This window comes from Micromonospora sp. M42, from assembly GCF_000568915.1.
Lineage (GTDB): Bacteria > Actinomycetota > Actinomycetes > Mycobacteriales > Micromonosporaceae > Micromonospora > Micromonospora chalcea.
In genome coordinates, this window is sequence record NZ_KK037233.1 from 4282403 (window position 1) to 4304473 (window position 22071).

At 72.6% G+C, this 22071-nt stretch carries 19 protein-coding genes, 1 tRNA gene and 2 pseudogenes; 8 read left to right on the forward strand and 14 right to left on the reverse strand.

Annotated features, from left to right (window positions below; all coding sequences use genetic code 11):
• Nucleotides 1–5: 5 nt before the first annotated feature.
• Nucleotides 6–794: an FhaA domain-containing protein gene (locus MCBG_RS19710; protein WP_026267912.1), complete on the reverse strand. Its 789-nt coding sequence runs from the start codon at nt 792–794 to the stop codon at nt 6–8.
• A 209-nt stretch (nt 795–1003) separates the two neighbouring features.
• On the opposite strand from MCBG_RS19710, the gene MCBG_RS19715 reads away from it, so the two are divergent.
• The 4 genes and pseudogenes from MCBG_RS19715 (at nt 1004) to MCBG_RS19730 (ending at nt 3764) form a co-directional block, all read left to right on the forward strand.
• A tRNA-Leu gene (locus MCBG_RS19715) sits at nt 1004–1089 on the forward strand.
• Nucleotides 1090–1160: 71 nt separating this feature from the next.
• Nucleotides 1161–2270 (forward strand): NAD-dependent epimerase/dehydratase family protein, encoded by a 1110-nt coding sequence (locus MCBG_RS19720; RefSeq protein ID WP_051611303.1) that lies wholly within the window; start codon nt 1161–1163, stop codon nt 2268–2270.
• Nucleotides 2267–3068: pseudogene (locus MCBG_RS19725) on the forward strand (WecB/TagA/CpsF family glycosyltransferase). Before MCBG_RS19720 ends, MCBG_RS19725 begins: the two are co-directional and overlap by 4 nt.
• 93 nt (nt 3069–3161) lie before the next feature.
• Nucleotides 3162–3764 carry a hypothetical protein gene (locus MCBG_RS19730; RefSeq protein ID WP_043327625.1) on the forward strand — a complete coding sequence of 201 codons (603 nt, stop codon included), beginning with the start codon at nt 3162–3164 and terminating at the stop codon, nt 3762–3764.
• On the opposite strand, the gene MCBG_RS19735 is transcribed toward MCBG_RS19730, so the two are convergent.
• The 3 genes from MCBG_RS19735 to MCBG_RS19745 form a co-directional block, all read right to left on the reverse strand.
• The gene (locus MCBG_RS19735; RefSeq protein ID WP_043327626.1) at nt 3732–4130 is read right to left on the reverse strand and encodes a hypothetical protein; all 399 of its coding nucleotides are present in this window, start codon (nt 4128–4130) and stop codon (nt 3732–3734) included. The two genes, MCBG_RS19730 and MCBG_RS19735, sit on opposite strands and share 33 nt — an antisense overlap.
• Before the next feature lie 136 nt (nt 4131–4266).
• Complete coding sequence (locus MCBG_RS19740; RefSeq protein ID WP_043327627.1) at nt 4267–4488, reverse strand: DUF397 domain-containing protein; 222 nt, start codon at nt 4486–4488, stop codon at nt 4267–4269.
• Complete coding sequence (locus MCBG_RS19745; RefSeq protein WP_043327628.1) at nt 4458–5339, reverse strand: helix-turn-helix domain-containing protein; 882 nt, start codon at nt 5337–5339, stop codon at nt 4458–4460. The genes MCBG_RS19740 and MCBG_RS19745 overlap by 31 nt, the downstream gene beginning before the upstream one ends.
• A 610-nt stretch (nt 5340–5949) precedes the next feature.
• On the opposite strand from MCBG_RS19745, the gene MCBG_RS19750 reads away from it, so the two are divergent.
• Both MCBG_RS19750 and MCBG_RS19755 read left to right on the forward strand, forming a co-directional pair.
• Nucleotides 5950–6237, forward strand: a complete 288-nt coding sequence (locus MCBG_RS19750; protein ID WP_030500482.1) for a hypothetical protein — start codon at nt 5950–5952, stop codon at nt 6235–6237.
• Nucleotides 6238–6334: 97 nt separating this feature from the next.
• Complete coding sequence (locus MCBG_RS19755; protein ID WP_140946290.1) at nt 6335–6787, forward strand: hypothetical protein; 453 nt, start codon at nt 6335–6337, stop codon at nt 6785–6787.
• Nucleotides 6788–6811: 24 nt separating this feature from the next.
• On the opposite strand, the gene MCBG_RS19760 is transcribed toward MCBG_RS19755, so the two are convergent.
• A complete protein-coding gene (locus tag MCBG_RS19760) occupies nt 6812–7657 on the reverse strand; it encodes a PASTA domain-containing protein (RefSeq protein ID WP_084789575.1) in 846 nt (281 codons plus the stop codon).
• Between the two features lie 98 nt (nt 7658–7755).
• On the reverse strand, nt 7756–8421 hold the full coding sequence (locus MCBG_RS19765) for a PASTA domain-containing protein (protein ID WP_043327629.1): 666 nt from the start codon (nt 8419–8421) through the stop codon (nt 7756–7758).
• Between the two features lie 104 nt (nt 8422–8525).
• Between MCBG_RS19765 and MCBG_RS19770 the strand changes: the two are divergent.
• Nucleotides 8526–9722: pseudogene (locus tag MCBG_RS19770) on the forward strand (hypothetical protein); the annotation flags it as partial.
• A gap of 474 nt (nt 9723–10196) precedes the next feature.
• Here the strand turns inward: MCBG_RS19770 and MCBG_RS19775 are convergent.
• Nucleotides 10197–11675, reverse strand: coding sequence for a hypothetical protein (locus MCBG_RS19775; RefSeq protein WP_043327630.1), 1479 nt, complete (start codon nt 11673–11675; stop codon nt 10197–10199).
• 252 nt (nt 11676–11927) lie between these two features.
• Nucleotides 11928–12509, reverse strand: a complete 582-nt coding sequence (locus tag MCBG_RS19780) for a YceI family protein (protein WP_043327631.1) — start codon at nt 12507–12509, stop codon at nt 11928–11930.
• Between the two features lie 101 nt (nt 12510–12610).
• On the opposite strand from MCBG_RS19780, the gene MCBG_RS19785 reads away from it, so the two are divergent.
• On the forward strand, nt 12611–13102 hold the full coding sequence (locus MCBG_RS19785) for a MarR family winged helix-turn-helix transcriptional regulator (protein WP_043327632.1): 492 nt from the start codon (nt 12611–12613) through the stop codon (nt 13100–13102).
• Nucleotides 13103–13365: 263 nt separating this feature from the next.
• Here the strand turns inward: MCBG_RS19785 and MCBG_RS19790 are convergent, their stop codons facing one another.
• From MCBG_RS19790 to MCBG_RS19815, 6 genes are all read right to left on the reverse strand, one after another.
• Complete coding sequence (locus MCBG_RS19790) at nt 13366–15957, reverse strand: ATP-binding protein (RefSeq protein WP_043327633.1); 2592 nt, start codon at nt 15955–15957, stop codon at nt 13366–13368.
• Nucleotides 15958–16058: 101 nt separating this feature from the next.
• Nucleotides 16059–17207 carry an acyl-CoA dehydrogenase family protein gene (locus MCBG_RS19795; RefSeq protein WP_043327634.1) on the reverse strand — a complete coding sequence of 383 codons (1149 nt, stop codon included), beginning with the start codon at nt 17205–17207 and terminating at the stop codon, nt 16059–16061.
• 117 nt (nt 17208–17324) lie between these two features.
• On the reverse strand, nt 17325–18857 hold the full coding sequence (locus MCBG_RS19800; protein WP_043327635.1) for an acyl-CoA carboxylase subunit beta: 1533 nt from the start codon (nt 18855–18857) through the stop codon (nt 17325–17327).
• Nucleotides 18858–19043: 186 nt separating this feature from the next.
• Entirely contained in the window at nt 19044–19964 is a 921-nt protein-coding gene (locus MCBG_RS19805) for a hydroxymethylglutaryl-CoA lyase (protein ID WP_043330791.1), read from the reverse strand.
• 26 nt (nt 19965–19990) lie between these two features.
• Nucleotides 19991–21328 (reverse strand): acetyl-CoA carboxylase biotin carboxylase subunit, encoded by a 1338-nt coding sequence (locus tag MCBG_RS19810; RefSeq protein WP_043330792.1) that lies wholly within the window; start codon nt 21326–21328, stop codon nt 19991–19993.
• A gap of 77 nt (nt 21329–21405) precedes the next feature.
• Nucleotides 21406–22020 carry a TetR/AcrR family transcriptional regulator gene (locus MCBG_RS19815; RefSeq protein WP_043327636.1) on the reverse strand — a complete coding sequence of 205 codons (615 nt, stop codon included), beginning with the start codon at nt 22018–22020 and terminating at the stop codon, nt 21406–21408.
• Nucleotides 22021–22071 lie beyond the last annotated feature (51 nt).

Consider the following 22071-nt stretch of genomic DNA (forward strand, 5'->3'; position numbering starts at 1 on the left):
GGGGATCAGCCGTCCACGCGGAAGGTCAGCGTCGTGGTGCCGAGCTGGATCATGTCGCCGGGGTTGAGGGCGACCGCCGAGACCCGCTGGCCGTTGACCATCGTGCCGTTCGTGGAGCCCAGGTCGGTCAGCACGACCTGCCCGCCGTCGAAGTCCAGCCGGGCGTGGCGTCGCGAGATGCCGACGTCGGGCAGGCGCAGGTTGGCCTGGTCGCCGCGGCCGATCACGGTCGAGCCCATCTGGAGGGGGTAGGTGCGGCCGTCGCCGGAGACCAGGCGGACGTTGCGGCCCCCGCCGTGACCGGGCGGAGGGCCGTAGCCGCCGCCCTGGTCGTACGCCGGGTACGCCGGGCCGGCGTCGTAGCCACCGGGCGCGGAGACCGGGGCGACGTCCCCGCCGGTGTAGACCTCGGCGGTGACCCGGAACATGCCGGTGTCCAGGCCCTCACCGCGCTCGACCTCGACGATCACGTCGCCGTAGACCGTCCACGCCTGCTCGCCGATGAACTCGGCCTGCGACTGCGCCAGCTCCTGGGCCAGCGCGGCAGCGTACGGCGCCAGCCGACTGTGGTCGTAGGGCGAGAGATCGATCACGTAGCGGTTGGGCACAAGGGTGCGCCCACCGGCCAGGATCGCCTTGTGCGCCTCGGCCTCCCGCTGCATGGCGTTGAGGATCTCCACGGGGTGGACCACCCCTTTGAAGACCTTGGCGAAGGCCCCCTCGACCAGGCCTTCCAGACGCTTCTCGAAGCGTTGCAGCACGCTCACCGGCTCCTCCTCGGGTCCCGAGGCAATGATGGTATCCGGACACCGCCTCCGCAGCTCACACGCCGCTCGGCCGGCTGCCGTCGGCCCGTTCGTGACCAGGCCCGCGGACGTGCTAAAGTTTCGCCCGCCACGAGCGGTGATCGTTCGTGGCGTGGCCAGTGGACAGCGTAATATGTCCCGGCACCCGTCGCAGATGGCGGGCGCGGGATGCGATATGGTGTTCCGGGTCGTGCCACGGGGATGTGGCGGAATGGCAGACGCGCACGGTTCAGGTCCGTGTGTCCGAAAGGACGTGGGGGTTCAACTCCCCCCATCCCCACCAGAACAAGGGCTCCGCAGACAGCGGGGCCCTTGCTTCGTATCGGGGCGTTTCGGACGTCACGCTATGCTCCGATGGTTTCCCTGCCTCCCACGGACCAGGAGTGGCGTGTGACTGTCGCGTTGGTGACCGGTTCCGGCGGTCTGATCGGCTCCGAGGCGGCCCGGCACTTCGCCGGACTGGGTCTCGACGTGGTCGGCATCGACAACGACATGCGGCGGTACTTCTTCGGCGAGGACGGCTCGACCGCCTGGAGCCTGGACCGGCTCGCCGCCGACCTCGGCTCCGCGTACACCCACCACGCCGTGGACATCCGCGACCGGGACGGCCTGGAGCAGGTCTTCAAGCGGTACGGCAAGGACATCGCCGTGGTGATCCACAGCGCCGCCCAGCCGAGCCACGACTGGGCCGCCAAGGAGCCGTTCACCGACTTCGACGTGAACGCCGGCGGCACGCTCAACGTGCTGGAGTACACCCGGCGGCACGCGATCGACGCGCCGTTCATCCACTGCTCCACCAACAAGGTGTACGGCGACCGGCCCAACTCGCTGCCGCTGATCGAGCTGGAGACCCGCTACGAGCTGCCCGAGGACCACCGCTGGTACGACGGCATCACCGAGGACATGTCGATCGACGAGTCGCTGCACTCGATCTTCGGCGCCTCGAAGGTCGCCTCGGACGTGATGGTCCAGGAGTACGGCCGTTACTTCGACATGAAGACCGCCTGCTTCCGGGGCGGCACACTGACCGGCCCGGCGCACTCCGCCGCCGAGTTGCACGGCTTCCTGGCGTACCTGATGCGCTGCGTGATGGAGGGCCGGACGTACAACCTCTTCGGCTACAAGGGGAAGATGGTCCGGGACGCGATCCACTCGCACGACGTGCTCACCGCGTTCGAGGCGTTCTTCCGCGAGCCGCGCTCGGCCCAGGTCTACAACCTCGGCGGCGGCCGGCACTCGAACACCTCGCACATCGAGGCGTTCCGGATCGCCCAGGAGATCACCGGCCGCGAGGCCCGGATCAACTACGTCGAGCAGGCCCGCACCGGCGACCACCAGTGGTACGTCAGCAGCATGGCCCGCTTCGAGGAGCACTACCCGTCCTGGAAGATTACGTACGACGTGCCGATGATCCTCCGCGAGATCTACGAGGCCAACGTCGACAAGTGGGTGCCGAAGGCATGAGCGCCGGGACCAAGCGCAACGTCCTCGGCGTCGGGGTCGACGCGACCGACTACGCCCGGGCCACCGAGGCCGTGGTCTCGGCCGCGCACGAGCGCCGCCCACTGGCGCTCACCGCGCTCGCCGTGCACGGCGTGATGACCGGCGTGCTCGACCCGGCGCACAACGCCCGGCTCAACTCGTTCGACGTGGTCACCCCGGACGGTCAGCCGGTGCGCTGGGCGCTCAACCTGCTGCACGGCGCCGGGCTCACCGACCGCGTCTACGGCCCGGAGCTGACCCTGCGGGTGCTCGCCCGGTTCGCCGAGGAGGGGCTGCCGGTCTATCTCTACGGCTCCACCGAGGAGACGCTGTCCCGGCTGGTCCCGGCGCTGGAGCGCAAGTTCCCCGCGCTGAAGATCGCCGGGGTCGAGCCGTCCAAGTTCCGCGCCGCCACCCCGGGCGAGGACGCCGAGATCGCCGACCGGATCCGGGCCAGCGGCGCCCGCCTCGTCCTGGTCGGGCTGGGCTGCCCGCGCCAGGAGGTCTTCGCGTACGCCATGCGCCCGCTGCTGGACATGCCGCTGATGGCTGTCGGCGCGGCGTTCGACTACCACGCCGGTCTGCTGCGCAACCCGCCCGTGATGCAGCGCGCCGGGCTGGAGTGGTTCTGGCGCCTCCCTGGAGCCCAAGCGCCTGTGGCGCCGGTACGTCATCCTCAACCCGGCCTACTTCTCTCTGGCTCGCCGCCCAGAAGACCGGGCTGTGGAAGGCACCCCGCCGGCGCCGGCCACCGCCCGACCGGCCACTTTCGACGTCTGACCCGCCCCGACGACCCCTACGGGCCCGGATACGGGACGAACCGGGGTGCCGTCCCGGATTCGGCGAACGTCGAAACGGGCAAGGCTGAGGGGCATGGATGACCGCCTCGCCGTACTGCTTCCCGTCGCCGCCGTCTGGCTCGCCGCCGGACTGGTCGCGGAGGGCCTGCCCGGGCTCGACCGCGCCCGCGCGCTGCGCCGGCGTACCGGATGGTTGTCCGCCCTGGTGCTGACCGGCCTCGCGCTCACCGCGGCGGTCCTCGCCGCGGGCCTGCAGAGCGCCGGCGACACCGCTGTGGACCGGGCCGCCGCCGCGCTCGGCCTCGCGGCGGCGCCGGCGGCCGTGGTGGCGGTCTGCACGGTACGGCGGGTCCGGCGGCTGCGCTCCGGCGCGGGCGCGTTCGCGGCGGCGCCGGGAACGCCCGCCCCGCACGGGCTGCGCGCGGCCGCGGCGCATCCGCTGATCGCGCTGCCGTTGCAGGCGACGGCGCTCGCGGTGCTGGTGGCCGTGCTGCCGGCGCTCGGCGTCGACCTGCTCGCCGCGCCCGGAGTGGCCGGCCCGGTGATCACCGTCGCGGTGCTCGGTGTGTGCGCGATCGGGGTACGCCACGCGCTGCGGCACAACCGGCTCGCCGAGCGGGCCATGCCGGCGGCCGAGCCGGTGTCAGCGCGACCGGCTCGCGCCCTGCACGTATAGCAGCTCCAGGATCGCGCGGGTCGCCTCGAACCATCGGTCCAGCCAGCCGGGCGGAGGGACGCTGCCCTTCGGCGGCAGTTCCATCAGCAGACCGCGCAGCAGCGGATGGTCCACCAGGGACTCCTGCTGCTCGATCGGCCAGCCGCTCGGCGGGAACGACGGCTCGGTGAGCGGGTTGGGGTCCAGCGACGGCAGGGACAGCGGCGTCGCGGCCTGCTCGGGCACGCCACCCTCGCGGGCCTCCTCGCCGTCGCCGGAGACCACCTCGGTGAGGACGGTGTCCCGGCGGGCGCCGCGGTACTTGCCACCGAACCGCTCGGGCTTGCCCGGGCCGCTGGTGAGGTTCTCTGAACCGATCGTCGTCATCCGTCTCGCCTGCCTCGTTCGGTTGCCGATCCGTGCGGTTCAACGAGGCGGATCGAAACTGGCGACGGGTGCGGCGTCCGGACGCGAATGGTCCCGCCCGGCAACGCTGCCGGACGGGACCACGCTGCGGTGCCGGTCAGCTCCGGCCGAACGCGCCGCCCCGGGCGCGGGCGACGAAGGTCTGCCAGTCGTCCGGAGCGAAGATCAGGGCCGGGCCTGTCTTGTCCTTCGAGTCCCGGACCCCGACCGCCCCGGTCACGTACGCGACCTCCACGCAGTTGTCGCAGTTCGGCCCGCTCTTCGAGCTCTTGAACCACGTCGCCTGCGTCAGGTCCACGGGGAACTCCTTGGTCGCCATTTCCACAGTGGCTCCTCTGCCAGTTTCGCGATATGTGCGATGGATTCCTCCGGGCGTATGGCCGCTGCTCGAATGTGATCGAAGATGAAGCTGTACTTCTGCAGTTCGTCGCTCTTCTCCAGGAAGAGCCCACCCGTGGCGTTCTCCGCGTACACGACATCGGGATCACTCGGCTCGGGGAAGCTGAGGATCGTGAAGGTGCCGTCCATGCCCGCGTGCGCGCCCACCTCGAAGGGCAGGACCTGCACTGTCACGTTCGGCAGTTCAGCCACCTCCACCAGCCGCTTGAGCTGACCACGCATCACCGCGTCGCCGCCAACCGGCCTGCTCAGCACCGCCTCATCGAGCACCACCCACAGATCGACCGGATCGTCCTGCGTCAACAACGACTGACGGCCCAATCGGACACGCACCCGTTGGTCTACTTGTTCGGCGGTGAAGTCCGGCCGGGCCGCCCGGATCATCGCGCCGGCGTACTCCTCGGTCTCCAGCAGCCCCGGCACGACCTGCTGCTCGTACGCCCGGATGGAGCTGGCCGCGGCTTCCAGGCCGACGTACGCCCCGACCAGCACCGTGCTGTACGGATGCCACCAGCCCTTCTGCCGGGCCTCACGGGCGATCTGCACCAGCTCGTCGCTCTCCGCGCCGACGACTCCGTAGATACGGAGCATGTCGCGCACGTCGCGCGGCGTGGCGGTGGTGTGGCCGGTCTCGATCCGGGAGACCTTCGACGCCGAGCACTCCAACTGCTCGGCCACCGCTTCTATGGTGATGCCCGCGGCCTCGCGCTGCCGGCGGAGTTCCGCCCCCAGCCGGCGCCGCCGGATGGTGGGGCTGCGCCGTTCGGTCACGGCATCTCCTCGGCTCGCGACTGCGTCACAGTCACCCGGCTACCTCCGGTCGGTCGCGCCCCGATTCCGCACCCACCGCGGGCGCGACCGGCGGGCGGCGGGCGAGCGTTCGCGGCAGGGGTGGTGCCGGTCGTCGACCGGCCGCGACGGGCGAAACCGGCGTCCAGTGTGACGCCCCGATACCTGACGCTTCAAGTTTCCCGTTCACGTGTCCTCCTCACCTATCCGCAAAACACGACGTGCAACTTGCATGTCGCACGTCGCTGTAGCACTCTGTCCGTATGGCACGGGTTACTCACCGTCTTCGAACGATCTCCGGGCGTGGTGACACCGCGGTCCGTGGGACGGCCGGAGGGGAGCCGTCCCGCGCCGTGCGACCTGCCCCGGAATGAAGACCCCGTCGCTGCAAGCCAGCTTGGCTGCGGCGGCGGGAGCGGTAACCGGGAGCAGCCGGGTGATGGTCGGGTGGCGGTCCGCCACCGCGGGTACGGCCCGACCAGCACCGCCAAACGACCGCCGGTCCACGAGGCAGACCCCCGTCACCGGACCGCACCGACCTCGTTCAGCCTCGCCGGTCCCGACGACCGGCCGACCCTCCCCAGGAGCCCATGTGCTTCCCCGCTCCGGTGACGTACTGCACGTGACGCGCGCGGCGAGTGTCCAGTTCTTCCGACCGATCATGTTCCGGGTGATCCGGATTCTCGACTGGCCGACCTACGACGGTTGGCTCTGGCTCGACGGCTACGAGTTGAACGCGGCGGGGGACGCGGTCAACCGGCGGTCGATCTTCGTACTCGAAGAGGGGTTGCAGCAGGTCCACGCTGCGCCGGTCCCCCGGCAGCACACCGTCCGGACGGCCCGCCGCCCGGTGGTCCGGACTCCGGTCCGGGTGGGCTGACCTCACGATTCCCGGTCGGGAGGGCGTGCCGACGCCATAGAATCGGTACGCCCGCCCCGGCATGTTCCACCCGCGCGCCACGGACCCTGAACCTGGGATGGTCATGGTCAATCTGCCCGCCGCGCGGCGGCACCACCGGTCCCGTGTCGGCTATGCCCTCGGGCTGTTCGCCTTCCTCGTCGTGGCCACCGCGCTCGCGCTCGTGGTGCGGCACCCCGCCTTCTCCGCCACCCAGCAGCTCGCCGAGCCGGTACCGGCCCCGGAGATCACCGTGGCCGGTGAGGACGGCCGAGCCGCATCCGGCGAGGACGCCCGGGCGGCGGCCGGCGAGGACGACGGCTGGTCTCCCACCGACCCGTCGCAGGACGAGGACGATCCGGAGGCCGACGCGCCGCCCGCAGGCACCGGAGGCGGCGAGGGCGCGCTCGCCGAGCGGCCCACCGACCCCACCGACGACCTCAGCCGGTCGCTGTTCTACTCCGGCCTGCTCGGGCTCGCCATCTCCCTCGCCGGCCTCGGGCTGGTCGGCGCCCGCCGGCGTCAGTGGTGAACGTTCCGACGCCGGTCGTGGACGTCAGGGCGTGGTGGTGGTCGCCGGGGCGGAACCCGGCGAGCTCGGGCCGGCGGTCGGCGGCGCAGGTACGGCCACCACGATGGTGACCCGGTCGTCCTCACCCACCGGGTAGCCGGCCTCCGGATCGGTCGAGATCACCGTGCCGGCCGGCCGGTCCGACGCCCGCCGCTGCACCCGGTAGTCCACGTCCAGCCGGTCGAGCGCCGCCCGGGCGGCGGCCTCCGGCAGCCCCACAAGCGGTGGCATCGGCACCTCGACCGCCTCGGTCGTGGGTGGCGTGCTCGGCGGGGAACTGCTCGGCGCGGCGCTCGTCGGGGCGGCACTGGTCTGCGCCGAGGTGCTCGGCATCGCCGACGGCACCGTGCCCGGATCCGAATCCCGGTCGGCGGCACGCAGCGCCAGCCACACGCCCGCCCCGATCAAGCCCAGCAGGAGCAGCGCCAGGATGCCCAGCAGGATCGGCATCCACCAGCGGCGTCCGGCCTGCTCGTCGCCGTACCACTCGCCCCCGGGCTCGGGATAGCCGGCCGGTCGCGGCGGCGGCACCCCGGCCCGGCCGGACCAGGCGCCCACCGGCTCCTGCGGTGCGGTGGCGTCCAACGGACGCCGCGACGGCCCGCCGGGCAGCGGACGGGTTGCGTCACCGCCCGCGTCCGGCGGCATCGCTTGGGTCTCGTCGCTCCCGGCGGCATTGCGCGGCATGGCGCGGGTCGCGTCGACGTCCTCTCCGCCCGAGTCGCGCGGCATCGCGCGGGTGGCGTCGGCGTCCTCCCCGGCCGGATGCCGGGGCATGGCGCGGGTCTCGTCCGCGTCACCGGCGGGAGGATCCTGACGGTCGTCGCTCATGGCACGTCCTTTCCCCACCGGGACGGGGCGCACGGCCCTCGATCGTCCACCGTAACGGGCCACCGCCAGGTCGGCCGGGATCAGCGCGCCCGCGCCGGTCAGCCAGTCTGCGACGGGGTGGCGGACGGCGACTCGGACCGGGTGTCGCCGCAGGTCAGCACCACCTGGTCGTTCCATCGCGCCGGGCTGCCCGCGACCGGCTCCTGTGCCGTGACCGGGCCCTGGCGACCAGTGCCGTAGCGGGGATAGAGCCCGGCGTCCACCAGATCGTCCGCGGCGTCGGAGCAGGACAGCGCACCCACGTCGGGCACGCTGACCGCCGGGGCCGGTCCGGTCACGAACAGGGAGACGGTGACGCCGCGCTTCACCGGCGTACCCGGCGCCGGGGAGGCGCGCTCCACCGAGCGTCCGGCGCCGGTGCCGAAGACCAGTCGCCAGCCGAGCCGGCGGTCACGCAACTCCCGGCGGGCCTGCTCGAAGTCGACGCCGACCACCTCGGGCACGGTGAGCCCGGCGGGCGTGCTCGTCCGCGTACCGGTCGGGGCCGTGGTCGCGGGAGGCGTGGTGGCCGGCGCGGACGTCGAGGCGGTGACAACCGGCGTGGCCTCGCCGGAGGCGGCCGGGCGGTCCGGGTCGCCGGCCAGGATCCAGCCGGCGCTGCCCCCGATCACCGCCAGCAGAACCACTGCCAGGCCACCCCCGAGGAACAGCCGGGCCCGTCCCGGGCCGGTGCCGTCGCCGTCCGGTCGCCGCTCGTCCGTCATGTCCCCCGCCCCCGCTCATCGACGACCGTATCCACCGCTGCCAAACGGTCACGGCGTGTCGCCACGACTCGCCGCGCCGACCTCGGGACGTTACGCTCCCCGGCATGGTCAGTCGGGGCTGGGGAGGATCGACCGCCGCCGCGTTCGGCGTCGCTGCCGGCGCGGGCGCCGCGCAGCTCGGTTTCGGGTACGGGTTGGGCATCATCAACTGGGCGCCGACCGGCGCGGTACGGATCGAGGCGGCCTGGGTGGCGAGCCTCGCGTGGGCGACCTGGATCGCGGCGACCTCGGTCATCGCCGGCGCGGTCTGCGCCCAGCGCCTGCGGGGCCGGGACGACGAGTCGCAGGGCCGGCCGCCCCGGTTCGCGCTGGTGCTCGCCGCAGCTGTCGGCGCGCTCGTCACCGTACTGCTGGTGGCGGTGCCGGCGCGGGCGGCCCAGGTGCCGGACGTGTCCGCGCCGCAGACCGTCGCCGCCGCGTACGCGGGAGCCGGACTGCTTCTCGGGATGCTGCTCGCCACCTGGGCGTTGCACACCCGCGCCGCCGCCACCAACCTCATCGCCACCTCGGGCTGGCTCTGGCTGCTCGCCGTCGTGTCGGTGGTCGACGGGGTGATCGCCGGCCGTGGCCTGACCACCGCCCAACTCGGCATCTGGCAGATCAGCGCGGACCGAGGCGCGTTCTGGATCCGCGACTACTTCTACTGGCCCGGCGCGCTGCTGTCGGTACTCTCCGCGCTCGTGATCGGCGTGCTGGCGGCCCGGCGCGCGGCCCGCGCCGCCGAGGTACGGGTCGGCGCGGCCGCCTCCGGAGCGGCCGGACCGCTGCTCGTGGCACTGGCGTACCTGCTCGCCGTACCGCGGCTCGCCGGGATCGCCGCCGAGCAGTTGTCGGCCCACCTGATCGCCCCGTACGCGGTGATCGCCGGTGTCGGCGGCTCGATGCTGACGGCCGCGCTCGCCCAGCGCGCCGAGCGTCGCGCCGCCGAGCGGGTCACCGTTCCGCGCCAGCGCACCGGCGAGCCGGACCCGGTCGTCGGCGAGGCCGACCCGGCGACCGGCGACCTGGCGACCGGCGACCCGGCCTCGAAGGACGGGCCGTCGGAGCCGGCCGGATCCGCGTCGGACCCGTCCGGCACGTCGTCGGCGGGCAGCTCCGGTGAACGCCCGTCGGGCGTGTCGCGCCGGCGCTCGACCGGATTGTTCGGGGCGCGGAAGGCCCGCCCGTCAGCGGCAGATCCGTCAAGCCCGTCAGCGGTCGGCACATCGGGTCCGTCGGCGGCAGATCCGTCGAGCCCGTCAGCGGTCGGCCGGTCAGCGTCGGACCGGTCAGCATCGGACCGGTCAGCGTCGGACCGGTCAGCTTCGGACCGGTCGGCGGACTGGGCGGCCGGGACGGACAAGGCACCGGACACCTCGGCCGGCACGCGTGAGGCGACGGCCGCAGCCGAGCCTGGCGTAGCCGTCGGCCGGACCGGAACGGAGAAGGGCCGTGCCACCCGGTCGGCTACCGGCCGTCGGGGTCGGGCTGTCCCGCCGCAGCGCCAGCCCGAAGCCCTGGACCACCCGCAGACCAGCCAGGACGGTCCCTCGTCACGTTCAGACAAGCCCTCGTAGTACCCCGAGGCTCCTCAGCGGTCGCCCGAATCCCGCCCACTCCCATCGATCTTGGAGTTGTGGTGCCTCCCAAACCGCCCAACAAGGGCATCCGAGGCGCCACAACTCCAAGATCGGCGAGGCGGGGGCGGGAGGGCGGGGGCGGGGGCGGGGGCGGGGTTAGTCGGCGGGCCAGGTGTGTACGGGCTCGTTGCTGCGCTGGAGTTCGGCGTAGCGCTTGACCATGTGGTGCAGGGCGGCCTCGCGGTCCAGGCCGCGGTGCCGCTCGGCCGCCCACACCGTCTCGGTCTGCCAGACCGCGCCGTTGCGGCCGGTACGGCAACGGCCCTCGATCACGCCCAGCAGACGGTCCCGCTCGGCCGGGGCGACGCCGAACCGGTCCAGCCCCTGCTCGGCCACCGGGAGCAGCGTCTCGAGGACGAGCTTGGTCACCGGTACGTCGCCGAGGCGCGGCCAGTGCAGGACCGCCTCGATGCCGCGCCGGGCGGCGGCGTGGAAGTTCTCCTCCGCCGAGCTGAACGTCAGCTGGCTCCAGATGGGACGGTCCGCCTCGGCGAGGCCGCGGGCCAGCCCGAAGTAGAACGCCGCGTTGGCGAGCATGTCCACCACTGTCGGGCCGGCGGGCAGCACCCGGTTCTCGACCCGCAGGTGCGGGCGGTCGTTCATGATGTCGTAGACCGGCCGGTTCCAGCGGTAGACGGTGCCGTTGTGCAGCCGCAGCTCACCGAGCTGGGGCACGCCCCCGGCGTGCAGCACCTCGACCGGGTCCTCGTCCTCGCAGATCGGCAGCAGCGGCGGGAAGTAGCGGACGTTCTCCTCGAACAGGTCGAAGATCGAGGTGATCCAGCGCTCCCCGAACCACACCCGGGGGCGTACTCCCTGGGCCTTCAGCTCGTCCGGGCGGGTGTCGGTGGCCTGCTGGAACAGCGCGATCCGGGTCTCCGCCCAGAGCTGCCGGCCGTAGAGGAACGGCGAGTTGGCCCCGACGGCGACCTGGACGCCGGCGATCGCCTGGGACGCGTTCCAGTAGTCGGCGAAGCTGTCCGGCGCGACCTGCAGGTGGAACTGGAGGCTGGTGCAGGCGGCCTCCGGCGCGATCGAGTCGGTGTGCGTACGCAGCCGCTCGACGCCGTTGATGTCCAGCTCGATGTCCTCGCCCCGGGCGCCCACGATCTGGTCGTTGAGGACGCGGTACCGCTCGTTCGTGGAGAGGTTGTCGGCGACCAGGTGGCGTTCGGTGAGCGTGGGCAGGATGCCGACCATCATGATCGTCGCGTCGGACTTGGCGGCCCGCTCGTCGGCGCGGCTGAGGCTGCTGCGCAGGTCCTGCTCGTAGTCGGCGAAGCCGCTGCCCTCGATCAGCCGGGGTGAGGCGTTCAGTTCGAGGTTGAACTGCCCCAGCTCGGTCTGGAACAGCGGGTCGGCGATGTCGGCCAGGATCTGGTCGTTGCGCATGGCGGGTTCGGCGGCGGCGTCGATCAGGTTCAGCTCGATCTCCAGCCCGGTCATCGGCCGGTCGGCGTCGAAGCCGAAGTCGTCGAGCATCAGTGCGAAGACGTCCAGGCAGCGCCGGACCTTCTGCCGGTAGCGGACCCGATCCTCGCGGGAGAAGGCGCCCTGGTCGACGTCTCTGCCCATGTGTCCTCCCGACGCCGGTGCGACGGAACCGTACCGTTCCGCAACGCATTGTGAACCATTCACGTGGTGCGCGTAAGTGCGCCCCGTCCGCAGCCCGCTGTACGGGCGGCAGATCTGCACCTGTACCCCGTCGGCACCCCCACCAGCGCCGTCGGCCGGAGAACATCGGGTGACGATTCGCACCCGCTGCGCGTACACGGGAAGGGCCCGCACCGTCGGCGGACGGTGCGGGCCCCGCGGGCCTGGCCGGGCTCAGCCCTGGCGGATGGCCTCACCCTCGATCTCGATCTTGACCTTGCGGCCGACCAGGACGCCGCCGGTCTCCAGCGCCACGTTCCAGGTCAGGCCGAAGTCCTCGCGGTCGATCTCGGTGGAGGCGGAGAAGCCGAAGATGTCCTGCCCGAAGGGGCTGCGGCCGACGCCCTCGAACTCGACCTCCAGCTCGACCTGACGGGTCACGCCCTTGATGGTCAGCTCGCCGACGAGCACGAACTCGTTGCCGTCGCGGGACTTCACCTCGGTGCTGCGGAACTCCAGCGTCGGGTACTGCTCGACGTCGAGGAACTCCGGGCTGCGCAGGTGCGCGTCGCGGTCCGCCTGTGCGGTGTTGATGCTGGCGGCCTGGATGCTGGCGGTGACCGTGGACTGCATCGGGTCGTCGGCGATGGTGATGGTGGCGGTCGCGTCGGCGAACTCACCGCGTACCTTGCTGACCATCATGTGCCGGGCGACGAATCCGACACGCTTGTGCGCGGCATCCAGAAGATAGGTGCCGGGGGTGGGGATGGTGAGACCCTCCCAGTCGCGGGTAGTCGCCTCGGTGCTGCTGGTCATGGTGCTCTCCTCCGGGGAAAACGGTTTAGTATCCCAACGACTGACTGAGCAACTATAGCTACAGCAATATTCCCTGTGTCAAGTGTTGCTAGGATGGTGGCGTGGACCAGAACGTGTTCGACGATCCCCGGATCACCGCCGTCGGCCTCCTCGTCGAGGCGCACGCCGGGCTCTCCGCCCGGTTCGCCGCCCAGTTCGACGAGCACGGCCTCTCCCCGGTCGAGTTCGAGGTGCTCACCCGACTCGCCCGCTCACCCAACAACCAGCTGCGGATGACCGACCTGGCGGCGCAGACCTCGCTCTCCACCAGCGGCGTGACCCGCGTGGTGGACCGGATGGAGCGGGACGGGCTGATCCGCCGGCGCGCCTGCCCGTCCGACCGCCGCAGCTCCTTCGCGGTGGTGACCGCAGCGGGCCTGAGCCGGCTGGACGCCATCCTTCCCGGCCACCTGCGGATCATCGAGCAGTGGTTCACCGGCCAGCTCGACCCGAGCCAGCTCGACGGGCTGCTGGACGGGCTGCGCCGGGTCCGGGACGCGGTCCACCCGGGCGCCACGGCCGGCAGCACCGAGCCGGACGAGGACGCCGCCTGACGGTCCACTGCCGACGGTCCACAGCTCCACTATCCGCCGATTGATACCGGCGGGTCACCGGCAGAATGACCGGCAGAACCGCTCAAACAGTCGGGCAAAGGGGCGCAAAAGCCCCCATATCTCTTGCAGCCCATCGGTAGTCTTCCCGGAGCGGGGGGCACCGGGGGGTGCTGGCGCGAGCGTCGAGCGAGGGGCAGCACCAGGGGGCTACTTCGTTCGCGCCACCCCCGCGCCCTCCGCCTCCTGGCGCACGCGGCCGCTGGTCAGCGTGCCTTCTGACGCCGGGCCGCCAGGGAGAAGAGCAGTTCCTCCTCCTGCGGCAGCAGGCTGACGCCGGTGGCCCGCCGAGCGGCGTCCAGGCGGTCCAGCACGGCCGGGTCCCCGCTGCTGACCGCCAGCCCCACGAGCGCCTCGACCAGGTCGCGCCGGCCCGCGCCGCCCGCCGCCGCGTCGGCCGCCGCCGCGAACCACTCCACCGCCAGTTCCCGGTCCCCCCGGCGCAGCGCCACGTGCCCCTCGATCAGCCCACGCAGCGCGTCCTCGGCGCGTGCGTCCGCCACCGCGCCGGGTGGATTCAGGCTCTCCACGACCGGCGGCCGACGCTGGCCCGGCACCGCACCCGAGGGCCAAAGCTCGGCGGCCGCGGCCAGCGCCTCGTCGCCCCGGCCCTGGCCGGCGAGCGCCAGCGCGACCTTGCCGACCGTCCGTCGCTGTCGGCGGGGATCGCCCAGCTCGGCGAGCGCTGTCGCCACCCGGCGGCCCTGCTCGACCGCCTCCGCGTACCGGCCCTCCAGACGGGTCAGCTCGGCCTGATCGGCCCGCGCCAGCAGGCGCAGGCGCCGGTCGCCGCACTGCGCCGCCAGGCGGTCCACGGTGGCCAGCCGCCGCCGGGCGTCGGCCAGCCGCGCCGCGCGTACGTCGTGCCAGGTGAGGTGCGACTGGGCAACGGCCATCTCGCGTACCCGGCCGTGGCGGGTGGCCGTCGCCAGCGCGGCCTCGGCCTGCTCACGGGCCTCGTCGTGCGCACCGAGCCCGCGCAGCAGCACGCAGAGAACGGACCGGGCCGACAGCTCCCCGACCACGTCACCCGCCTCGGCGAAGATGACGAGCGCGGCCCGGGCGGCCGGCAACTCCTCCGCGCCCGCGCCGTGCTCGGCGGCCAGCCGGGCCGCGCCGAGCATCGCCCAGGCCCGCAGCGTGGACCGGGTGCCGGCGGTACGCGGATCGGCCAGCAGCCGCCGCAGCCAGCGCCGGCCGGAGACGTCCCGCCCGCGCAGCCGCCACCACCGGGGCAGCGACGCGGCCAGCAGCAGCGCCGTCTCCGGCGCATGCTCGGCGGCGTACGCGAGGGCGGCGGTGATGTCGCTCGTCGCCTCGTCGAGCAGGCGTACCGCGCCGGACAACTGTGCGCCCACCAGCCCGGGCGCGGTGCGGTGGACGAACCTGGCGATCACCGCGGCGTGCCGGAGCCGGATCCCGGCGGTCTCGCCCTCGACGTCGGCCTGCTCGGCCGCGAAGTCACGGACCGCGTCCAGCAACCGGAACCGGAACGGGCCGGTGCCCCGGACGCTGAGCAGGCCCAGCTCGCGCAGCCGGTCCAGCATCGGCGCCGCGTCCCACCGCTCGCCGCCACCGGCGAGCAGCTCCCCGGCGAGCAGCCTCCCGGCGAGCAGCTCCTCGGCCAGCTCGACCGACCAGCGGTTACGGAACGCGGAGAGCCGCCGCAACGCGGCCCGGTCGGCGGGCGCGAGCAGGTGGTAGCTGCTGGCCACCGCCTCGCGCAGCGTCACCGTGCCGGCCGATCGGTCGGCGGCGGGCTCCCACCCGGGATGGGCGCCGGTCAGGTCCAGCACGCGGTCGCCGTAGCGGTCGAGCAGTTCGGTGACGTCGAGGATGCGTCCCCGCGCCGCCATCAGCTCGATCGCCAGCGGCAGCCCGCCGAGGCGGCGTACCAGCGCGGCGAGCGCCGGCAGCTCGGCCGCCGTGGGTGGTTCGCGGCGGGCCTGGGCGAGGCGGGCGGCGAACAGCGCCGCAGCGGGCCAGCGATCCAGGTCGGCCCGGTCGGCGGGCGCGGCGTCCGCCGGTGGCACGTCGAGCGGCGCGACCGGGCGGACCAGCTCGCCGGGCAACCCGACCGGGCGGCGGCCGGTCACCAGCACCCGGAGATCCGGCGCGGCGGCGGTCAGGGCGCGAAGCGCCCCGGCCACCGGCTCGGGTGCCCGGTCGACCGCGTCGACGACCAGCAACGCCGGCCGGCCGTCGAGCCGGCAGGCGAGGTCGGCCAGCCGGTTCACACCGAACACCGACGCGGACGCGGCGAGCACGTCGGCGACGTCCGAGCCCTCCCCGACCAGCACCCCGCTGACACCGCCCGGGTGCCGGGCCGCCACCGCGTGCGCGACAGTGACGGCGAGCGCGGTCTTGCCGACCCCGGCGAGCCCGACCAGGCTCACCACCGGGTGGGCGTCGAGCAGACCGGACACCTCGGCCACGTCCCGGTCGCGGCCCACCAGGGGTACGGGCTGGGGCAACGCGACCGGCGCGGCCGACGGTCCGGCGGCTGCGGTGTCGGGGAGGCGGGGTCCGGGCCGGGCCGGCGTGGGCCGGGCGGTGGCGACGAACTCCCGCCGGTCGTCACCGGCCAGGCCGAGCGCGTCGGCCAGCAGATCCACTGTGGTGCGCTGAGGGCGGACGGCCCGCCCTCGCTCCAGATCGCGGACCGTCCGCACGCCCACGCCGGCCCGGCCCGCCAGCTCGGCCTGGGTCAGGCCGGCGGCGAGCCGGTGCCCGCGCAACAGATCGGACAGACCGGTGCGACCGCCTGGGCTCCGCGCACCGTCATGATCCGGAGTCATGGGCACGAAGAGTACGGATCGACTCCGACGCTCCACAGCCCATCGTCACCCACCCGACCGTCCCCTGCCGTTATCCGACAGGATGCGGACGAGTGCGCCTCTCACATGCCGAGGTCACGGGCGATGATCATGCGCTGCACCTCGCTGGTGCCCTCACCGATCTCCAGGATCTTGGAATCGCGCCAGAAGCGGGCCACCGGGTACTCGTTCATGAAGCCGTACCCGCCGTGGATCTGCGTCGCCTCGCGGGCGTTGTCCACCGCGACGGTGCTCGCGTGCAGCTTGGCGATCGCCGCCTGGCGCTTGAACGGCTCACCGGCGAGCATCCGCGCGGCGGCGTCGTAGTAGGCCAGCCGGGCGGTGTGCGCCTTCATCTCCATGTCCGCGATCTTGAACTGGATGGCCTGGTAGTTGCCGATCGGCTGACCGAACGCCTGGCGCTCCTTGGCGTACTTGATCGACTCGTCCACGCAGCCCTGGGCCAGGCCGACGGCGAGCGCCGCGATGGCGATCCGGCCCTCGTCCAGGATGCGCAGGAACTGGGCGAAGCCCCGGCCGCGCTCGCCGAGCAGGTTGGCCGCCGGCACCCGGCAGTCGTCGAACGTCAGCTCGTGCGTGTCCGACGCGGTCCAGCCGACCTTCGAGTAGCCGGGCGCGACGGTGAAGCCGGGCGTACCCGACGGCACGATGATCGTGGACAGCTCCTTGCCGCCGTCCGGCCGCGTACCGGTGACTGCGGTGACGGTGACCAGCGCGGTGATGTCGGTGCCGGAGTTGGTGATGAACGCCTTCGAGCCGTTGATCACCCACTCGTCGCCGTCCAGGACCGCCCGCGTCCGGGTGCCGCCCGCGTCCGACCCGGTGCCCGGCTCGGTGAGCCCGAACCCGGCCAGCGCCTCACCGCTGAGCAGCTTCGGCAACCACTGCGCCTTCTGCTCCTCGGTGCCGAACCGGTAGATCGGCATCGCGCCGAGCGACACCGCGGCCTCCAGCGTGATCGCCACGCTGGAGTCGACCCGGGCCAGCTCCTCCAGGGCCAGGCAGAGCGCGAAGTAGTCGCCGCCCATACCGCCGTGCTCCTCCGCGAACGGCAGCCCGAACAGGCCCATCTTGCCCATCTGACGGACGATCTCGTACGGGAAGGTGTGCTGCTCGTAGTGCTCGGCGATGGTGGGCGCGACCACCTCGCGGGCGAATTCCCGGACGCTCTCCCGCAGCGCCTGCTGCTCCTCGTCGAGCCGGAAGTCCATGTCGATCCTCCTGGAAAGGGCGGGCCGCCGGGCGCTCGTGACGCCGTGAGCGGCGAAGCGTTAGGAGGGGCCCCTTTACATGCACCAGGCGTTAAGAGGGGGCCCTTCCTTACCGGGTCAGACGGGGGTGACTCCGTGGCGGCGCCGGGAGAAGTGCCGCTCCTTGCCGCGCGCGGCGGCGAACCGGCGTACCAGCTCGGCGCGCAGCTCGTGCGGCTCGACGATCGCGTCCACCACCAGCTCGCTGGCGAGGCGGACCACGTCGATGTCGCGCTCGTACTCCTCGCGCTTCGCGGCCACGAACGCGGCCCGCTCGGCCTCGTCGGAGATGGCGGCGATCTTGTTGGCGTAGACCGCGTTGACGGCGGCCTCCGCGCCCATCACCGCGATCTTCGCGGTGGGCAGCGCGATCGTGGCGTCCGGCTCGAAGCCGGGGCCGGCCATCGCGTAGAGACCCGCGCCGTACGCCTTGCGGACCACCACACAGATCTTGGGTACGGTCGCCTCGGAGATCGCCGTGATCATTTTCGCACCGTGCCTGATGATCCCCTGCTTCTCCACCGCGCTGCCGACCATGAAGCCGGGCACGTCGGACAGGAACAGCAGCGGCACGTTGAACGCGTCGCAGAGCTGCACGAACCGGGTCGCCTTGTCGGCCGAGTCGACGAAGAGCACGCCGCCCTTGAACATCGAGTTGTTGCCGACCACGCCGACGACCTCGCCGTTCAGCCGGCCGAACCCGATGGTCAGCTCCTTGGCCCACAGCGCCTGGATCTCGAAGAAGCTGCCGGAGTCGAGCAGACCCTTGACGTACCGGCGCATGTCGAACGCCTGCCGCTCGCTGGCCGGCACCAGCGCGGCCAGGTCGGCCTTCTCCGGCGCGTCCACCGCGTCGGCGGCGGGCGGGTCCTGCTTCCAGTTCGACGGCAGGTACGACAGGTAGGTCCGTACCACGTCGAGCGCGTCGTTCTCGGTCTTGCAGAGGAAGTGACCGACGCCGGACTCGGCGCAGTGCACCTTGGCGCCGCCCATCGCCTCCAGCGTGGTCTTCTCGCCGGTGACCATCTCGACCATCCGGTCGGAGCCGAGGTACATGCTGGCGTTGCCGTCCACCATGGCGACCACATCGCAGAACGCCGGGATGTACGCCCCGCCCGCCGCGCTCGGCCCGAACAGCGCGCACACCTGCGGGATCGAGCCGGAGGCGCGGACCTGGTTCCAGAAGATCTTCCCGGCGCCGCGCCGACCGGGGAACAGGTCGACCTGGTCGGTGATCCGGGCCCCGGCCGAGTCGACCAGGTAGACCATCGGCACGCCGGTCGCGTACGCCCGCTCGATGATCCGGATGATCTTCTCGACGGTACGCGCGCCCCAGCTGCCGGCCTTGACCGTGGAGTCGTTCGCCATCAGGCAGACCTGGCGGCCGTCGATGGTCGCGGTGCCGGTGACGACGCCGTCGGCGGGCAGCCCGTCGGCCATCGCGTTGGCGTAGAGCCCGTCCTCGACGAAGGAGCCCTCGTCGACCAGGTACGCCACCCGCTCCCGGGCGAACAGCTTGCCCTTCGCGGCGTTCGCCGCGTGGTACTTGTCCGCACCACCGGCGCGGGCGCGCTTGCGCAGCTGCTCCAGTGCCTCACCGTCGAGCGTCACGCCGACTCCCGTTGCCACCGCCCGCGCAGGGCGCCACCGACCTGAACGATCGTTAGGCTACCCCACCGCCGCCCTCTCCGGCGACCCGCTCCTCGCACCCCCACCCATCCACTCCCGTGATCAAGGAGTTTGCGTCCTCCACGCGGCCGAATGAGGACACAAACTCCTTGATCAACGCGGAAACGGTCAGGAGGGGAGGGGGGTCAGGCGGGTACGGGGGCCGGCCCGGAGGACTCCCGACGGGAGCTTCTTGCCCACCAGGGTCTCGGCCAGCTCGGCGGCAGCGATCAGGGCGTCCAGGTCGATGCCGGTGTCGATGCCCATGTCGTGCAGCATGTGCACCGCCTCCTCGGTGGCCAGGTTGCCGCTGGCCCCCGGCGCGTACGGGCAGCCGCCGAGGCCGCCCACGCTGGCGTCGAACTCGGTGACGCCCAACTCCATCGCGGTGAGCATGTTCGCCAGCGCGGTACCCCGGGTGTTGTGGAAGTGCAGCAGCACCGGCAGGTGGGCGTTGCGGTCCCGCACCGCCGTGACCAGCTCGCGGACGCGCCGGGGCGTACCCATGCCTGTGGTGTCGCCGAAGGCGACGCGGTCGGCGCCGTCGCGGGCGACCCGGTCCACGATCGCGGCGACCCGGCGGGGGTCCACGTCGCCCTCGTAGGGGCAGCCGAAGCTGGTCGCCACGATCACCTCGGCGGTCGCGCCCGCGCCGTGCAGCAGGTCGATCAGCTCGGCGATGTCGTCCAGCGACTCGTCGGTGGAGCGGTTGACGTTGCGCCGGTTGTGCGTGTCGCTGGCCGAGACCACCACCTCGATCTCGGTGAAGCCGGCGGCCAGCGCCCGCTGCGCGCCCCGGGTGTTCGGCACCAGCGCGGAGTAGCGCACCCCGTCGGCCTTCTCCGCCCGCTGCCACACCTCATCGGCGTCGGCCATCTGCGGGATCGCCCGGGGGTGGACGAAGGAGACGGCCTCGATGCGCCGCACCCCGGTACGGGACAGCGCGTCGAGCAACCGCACCTTGGCGTCGGTGGGGATGGGCTCCTCGTTCTGGAGGCCGTCCCGGGGGCCGACCTCACGGATGCTCACGGAGTCGGGGAGTTCCGCCATCAGGTTCACCTCGTTCGGGTCGAAGGTCAGCGCATCCGGGAGACGATGCCGGTGTCGTAGTCGCCGGAGAGGAACTCCGGGTTCTCCAGCAGCTCGGCGAAGAACGGCAGGTTGCACTTCGGGCCGGCGATCTCGAACTGGGCGACCGCCGCCCGGGCCCGCTCGACCGCCTCCTCGCGGGTGTCCCCGCTGACGATCAGCTTGGCCATCAGGCTGTCGTAGAACGGCGTGACCGTGTTGCCGGCGACGTAGCCGGAGTCCACCCGTACGCCGGCGCCGGCCGGCTCGTTCCAGGTGGTGATCGCGCCCGGGCCGGGCAGGAAGCGCTTCGGGTCCTCGGCGTTGATCCGCAGCTCGATGGCGTGGCCGCGCGGGGCGAGCGCGTCCGGGTCGAACGTCGGCGCCAGCCCGGCCGCCACCCGGAGCTGCTCCTCGACCAGGTCGACGCCGTAGACGTACTCGGTGACCGGGTGCTCGACCTGCAGCCGCGTGTTCATCTCCAGGAAGAAGAACTCCTGCGTCGAAGGATCGAGCAGACATTCCACGGTGCCCGCGTTGCGGTAGTTCACCGCCTCGCCGGCCCGTACCGCGGCGGCCAGGAAGCGCTCGCGCAGCTCCGGCGAGACCGCCGGGGACGGCGACTCCTCGACCAGCTTCTGGTTGCGCCGCTGCACCGAGCACTCCCGCTCGCCGAGCGCCACCACCCGGCCGTCGGCCAGGCCGAGGATCTGCACCTCGACATGGCGTACCCGGGGGAAGTACCGCTCGATCAGCACCGAGCCGTCGCCGAACATCCGCTCCGCGAACGCGCGGACCTTGTCGTACTCGGTGCGCAGCGCCGCCTCGTCGGCGGCCACGCCCATGCCCATGCCACCGCCACCGGCGGCGGCCTTGACCATCACCGGGTAGCCGATCTCCGCGGCCGCCGCGACCGCCGCGTCCAGGTCGGCCGCCGGCTCGGTGGTGCCGGGCGCGACCGGCACCCCGGCCGCCGCCATCAGGTTCCGGGCGTTGATCTTGTCGCCCATCGCGGTGATCGCGTCCGCGCCGGGTCCGACCCAGATCAGACCCGACCCCTCGACGGTACGGGCGAAGTCCGCGTTCTCGGACAGGAAGCCGTAGCCGGGGTGGATCGCCTGCGCGCCGGTGCTGCGGGCGGCCTCGAGGATCGCCTCGACGTTCCGGTAGCTCTGCGCCGGGTTCGCCGGGCCGACGCAGACCGCCTCATCGGCCTCGGTCACGAACGGCAGCGCGCCGTCGGCCTCCGAGTGCACAGCGATCGTCCGGATCCCGAGCCGCCTGCCGGTACGGATGATCCGGCGCGCGATCTCCCCCCGGTTGGCGACCAACAACGATTCGATCATCTTCTGCACGGACGTGACCCCTTCTCGACGCAAAGCCGGGGTCTCTTCTTAACATGCGTTAAGGTCCGGGCGGCGTGTCAGGTCGGGTCGGTGGGCGCGAGCAGGGCCGCGAGCGTCGCGCCGCGCAGCAGCTCGGCCCGGCGCCGGCGATCGACCTCGCCACCGAGGAACGGCGTCGAGTTCATCAGGCCGAACGCCGCGTGGGCGAGCACCCGGGCCGCGCCGTCCGGCAGGCCGGGGTGCAGCGCGGTCAGCACCGTCACCCACTCCTCGACGTACATCCGTTGAAGCCGGCGGATGCGCCGGCGCGGCTCGTCCGGAAGGCGGTCCAGCTCGTGCAGGTGCAGGGCGATCACCGCCGGGTTGGCCAGCGCGAACTCGACGTGAAAGTCGATCAGCGACTCCAGCGCGCCACGCGGGTCGTCCGGGTGCCCGGCGGCCCGCTCCCGCCCGCCCGCGAGCAGCCCCTCGCTGACCGGCACCAGCGCGGCGACGAGCATCGCCTCCTTGCCGGCGAAGTGGTGGTAGAGAGCCGGCCCGGTGACACCGGCCGCCGCGCCGATGTCGTCCATCGACACGCCGTGGTAGCCGCGCGCCGCGAAGAGGCCGACCGCGATCTCCAGGATCTCGTCCCGCCGGGACCGGCGCCGGGCCGTGCCCGCCGTCCCCCGTGCCTGCTGTTCCACCGCCACCGGATCAGCCTAGACCTCGGCGTCGATCTAGAGCAGCCGCGGTTACCCGGC

What these genes read in the sequence shown, in the direction of transcription:
- MCBG_RS19795 (WP_043327634.1), bottom strand. Translation starts at nt 17,207, where the DNA reads ATGGACTTCCGGCTCGACGAGGAGCAGCAGGCGCTGCGGGAGAGCGTC.
- MCBG_RS19760 (WP_084789575.1), bottom strand. Translation starts at nt 7,657, where the DNA reads ATGAGCGACGACCGTCAGGATCCTCCCGCCGGTGACGCGGACGAGACC.
- MCBG_RS19805 (WP_043330791.1), bottom strand. Translation starts at nt 19,964, where the DNA reads ATGGCGGAACTCCCCGACTCCGTGAGCATCCGTGAGGTCGGCCCCCGG.
- MCBG_RS19720 (WP_051611303.1), top strand. Translation starts at nt 1,161, where the DNA reads ATGGTTTCCCTGCCTCCCACGGACCAGGAGTGGCGTGTGACTGTCGCG.
- MCBG_RS19810 (WP_043330792.1), bottom strand. Translation starts at nt 21,328, where the DNA reads ATGATCGAATCGTTGTTGGTCGCCAACCGGGGGGAGATCGCGCGCCGG.
- MCBG_RS19730 (WP_043327625.1), top strand. Translation starts at nt 3,162, where the DNA reads ATGGATGACCGCCTCGCCGTACTGCTTCCCGTCGCCGCCGTCTGGCTC.
- MCBG_RS19765 (WP_043327629.1), bottom strand. Translation starts at nt 8,421, where the DNA reads ATGACGGACGAGCGGCGACCGGACGGCGACGGCACCGGCCCGGGACGG.
- MCBG_RS19755 (WP_140946290.1), top strand. Translation starts at nt 6,335, where the DNA reads ATGGTCATGGTCAATCTGCCCGCCGCGCGGCGGCACCACCGGTCCCGT.
- MCBG_RS19775 (WP_043327630.1), bottom strand. Translation starts at nt 11,675, where the DNA reads ATGGGCAGAGACGTCGACCAGGGCGCCTTCTCCCGCGAGGATCGGGTC.
- MCBG_RS19790 (WP_043327633.1), bottom strand. Translation starts at nt 15,957, where the DNA reads ATGACTCCGGATCATGACGGTGCGCGGAGCCCAGGCGGTCGCACCGGT.
- MCBG_RS19740 (WP_043327627.1), bottom strand. Translation starts at nt 4,488, where the DNA reads ATGGCGACCAAGGAGTTCCCCGTGGACCTGACGCAGGCGACGTGGTTC.
- MCBG_RS19780 (WP_043327631.1), bottom strand. Translation starts at nt 12,509, where the DNA reads ATGACCAGCAGCACCGAGGCGACTACCCGCGACTGGGAGGGTCTCACC.
- MCBG_RS19735 (WP_043327626.1), bottom strand. Translation starts at nt 4,130, where the DNA reads ATGACGACGATCGGTTCAGAGAACCTCACCAGCGGCCCGGGCAAGCCC.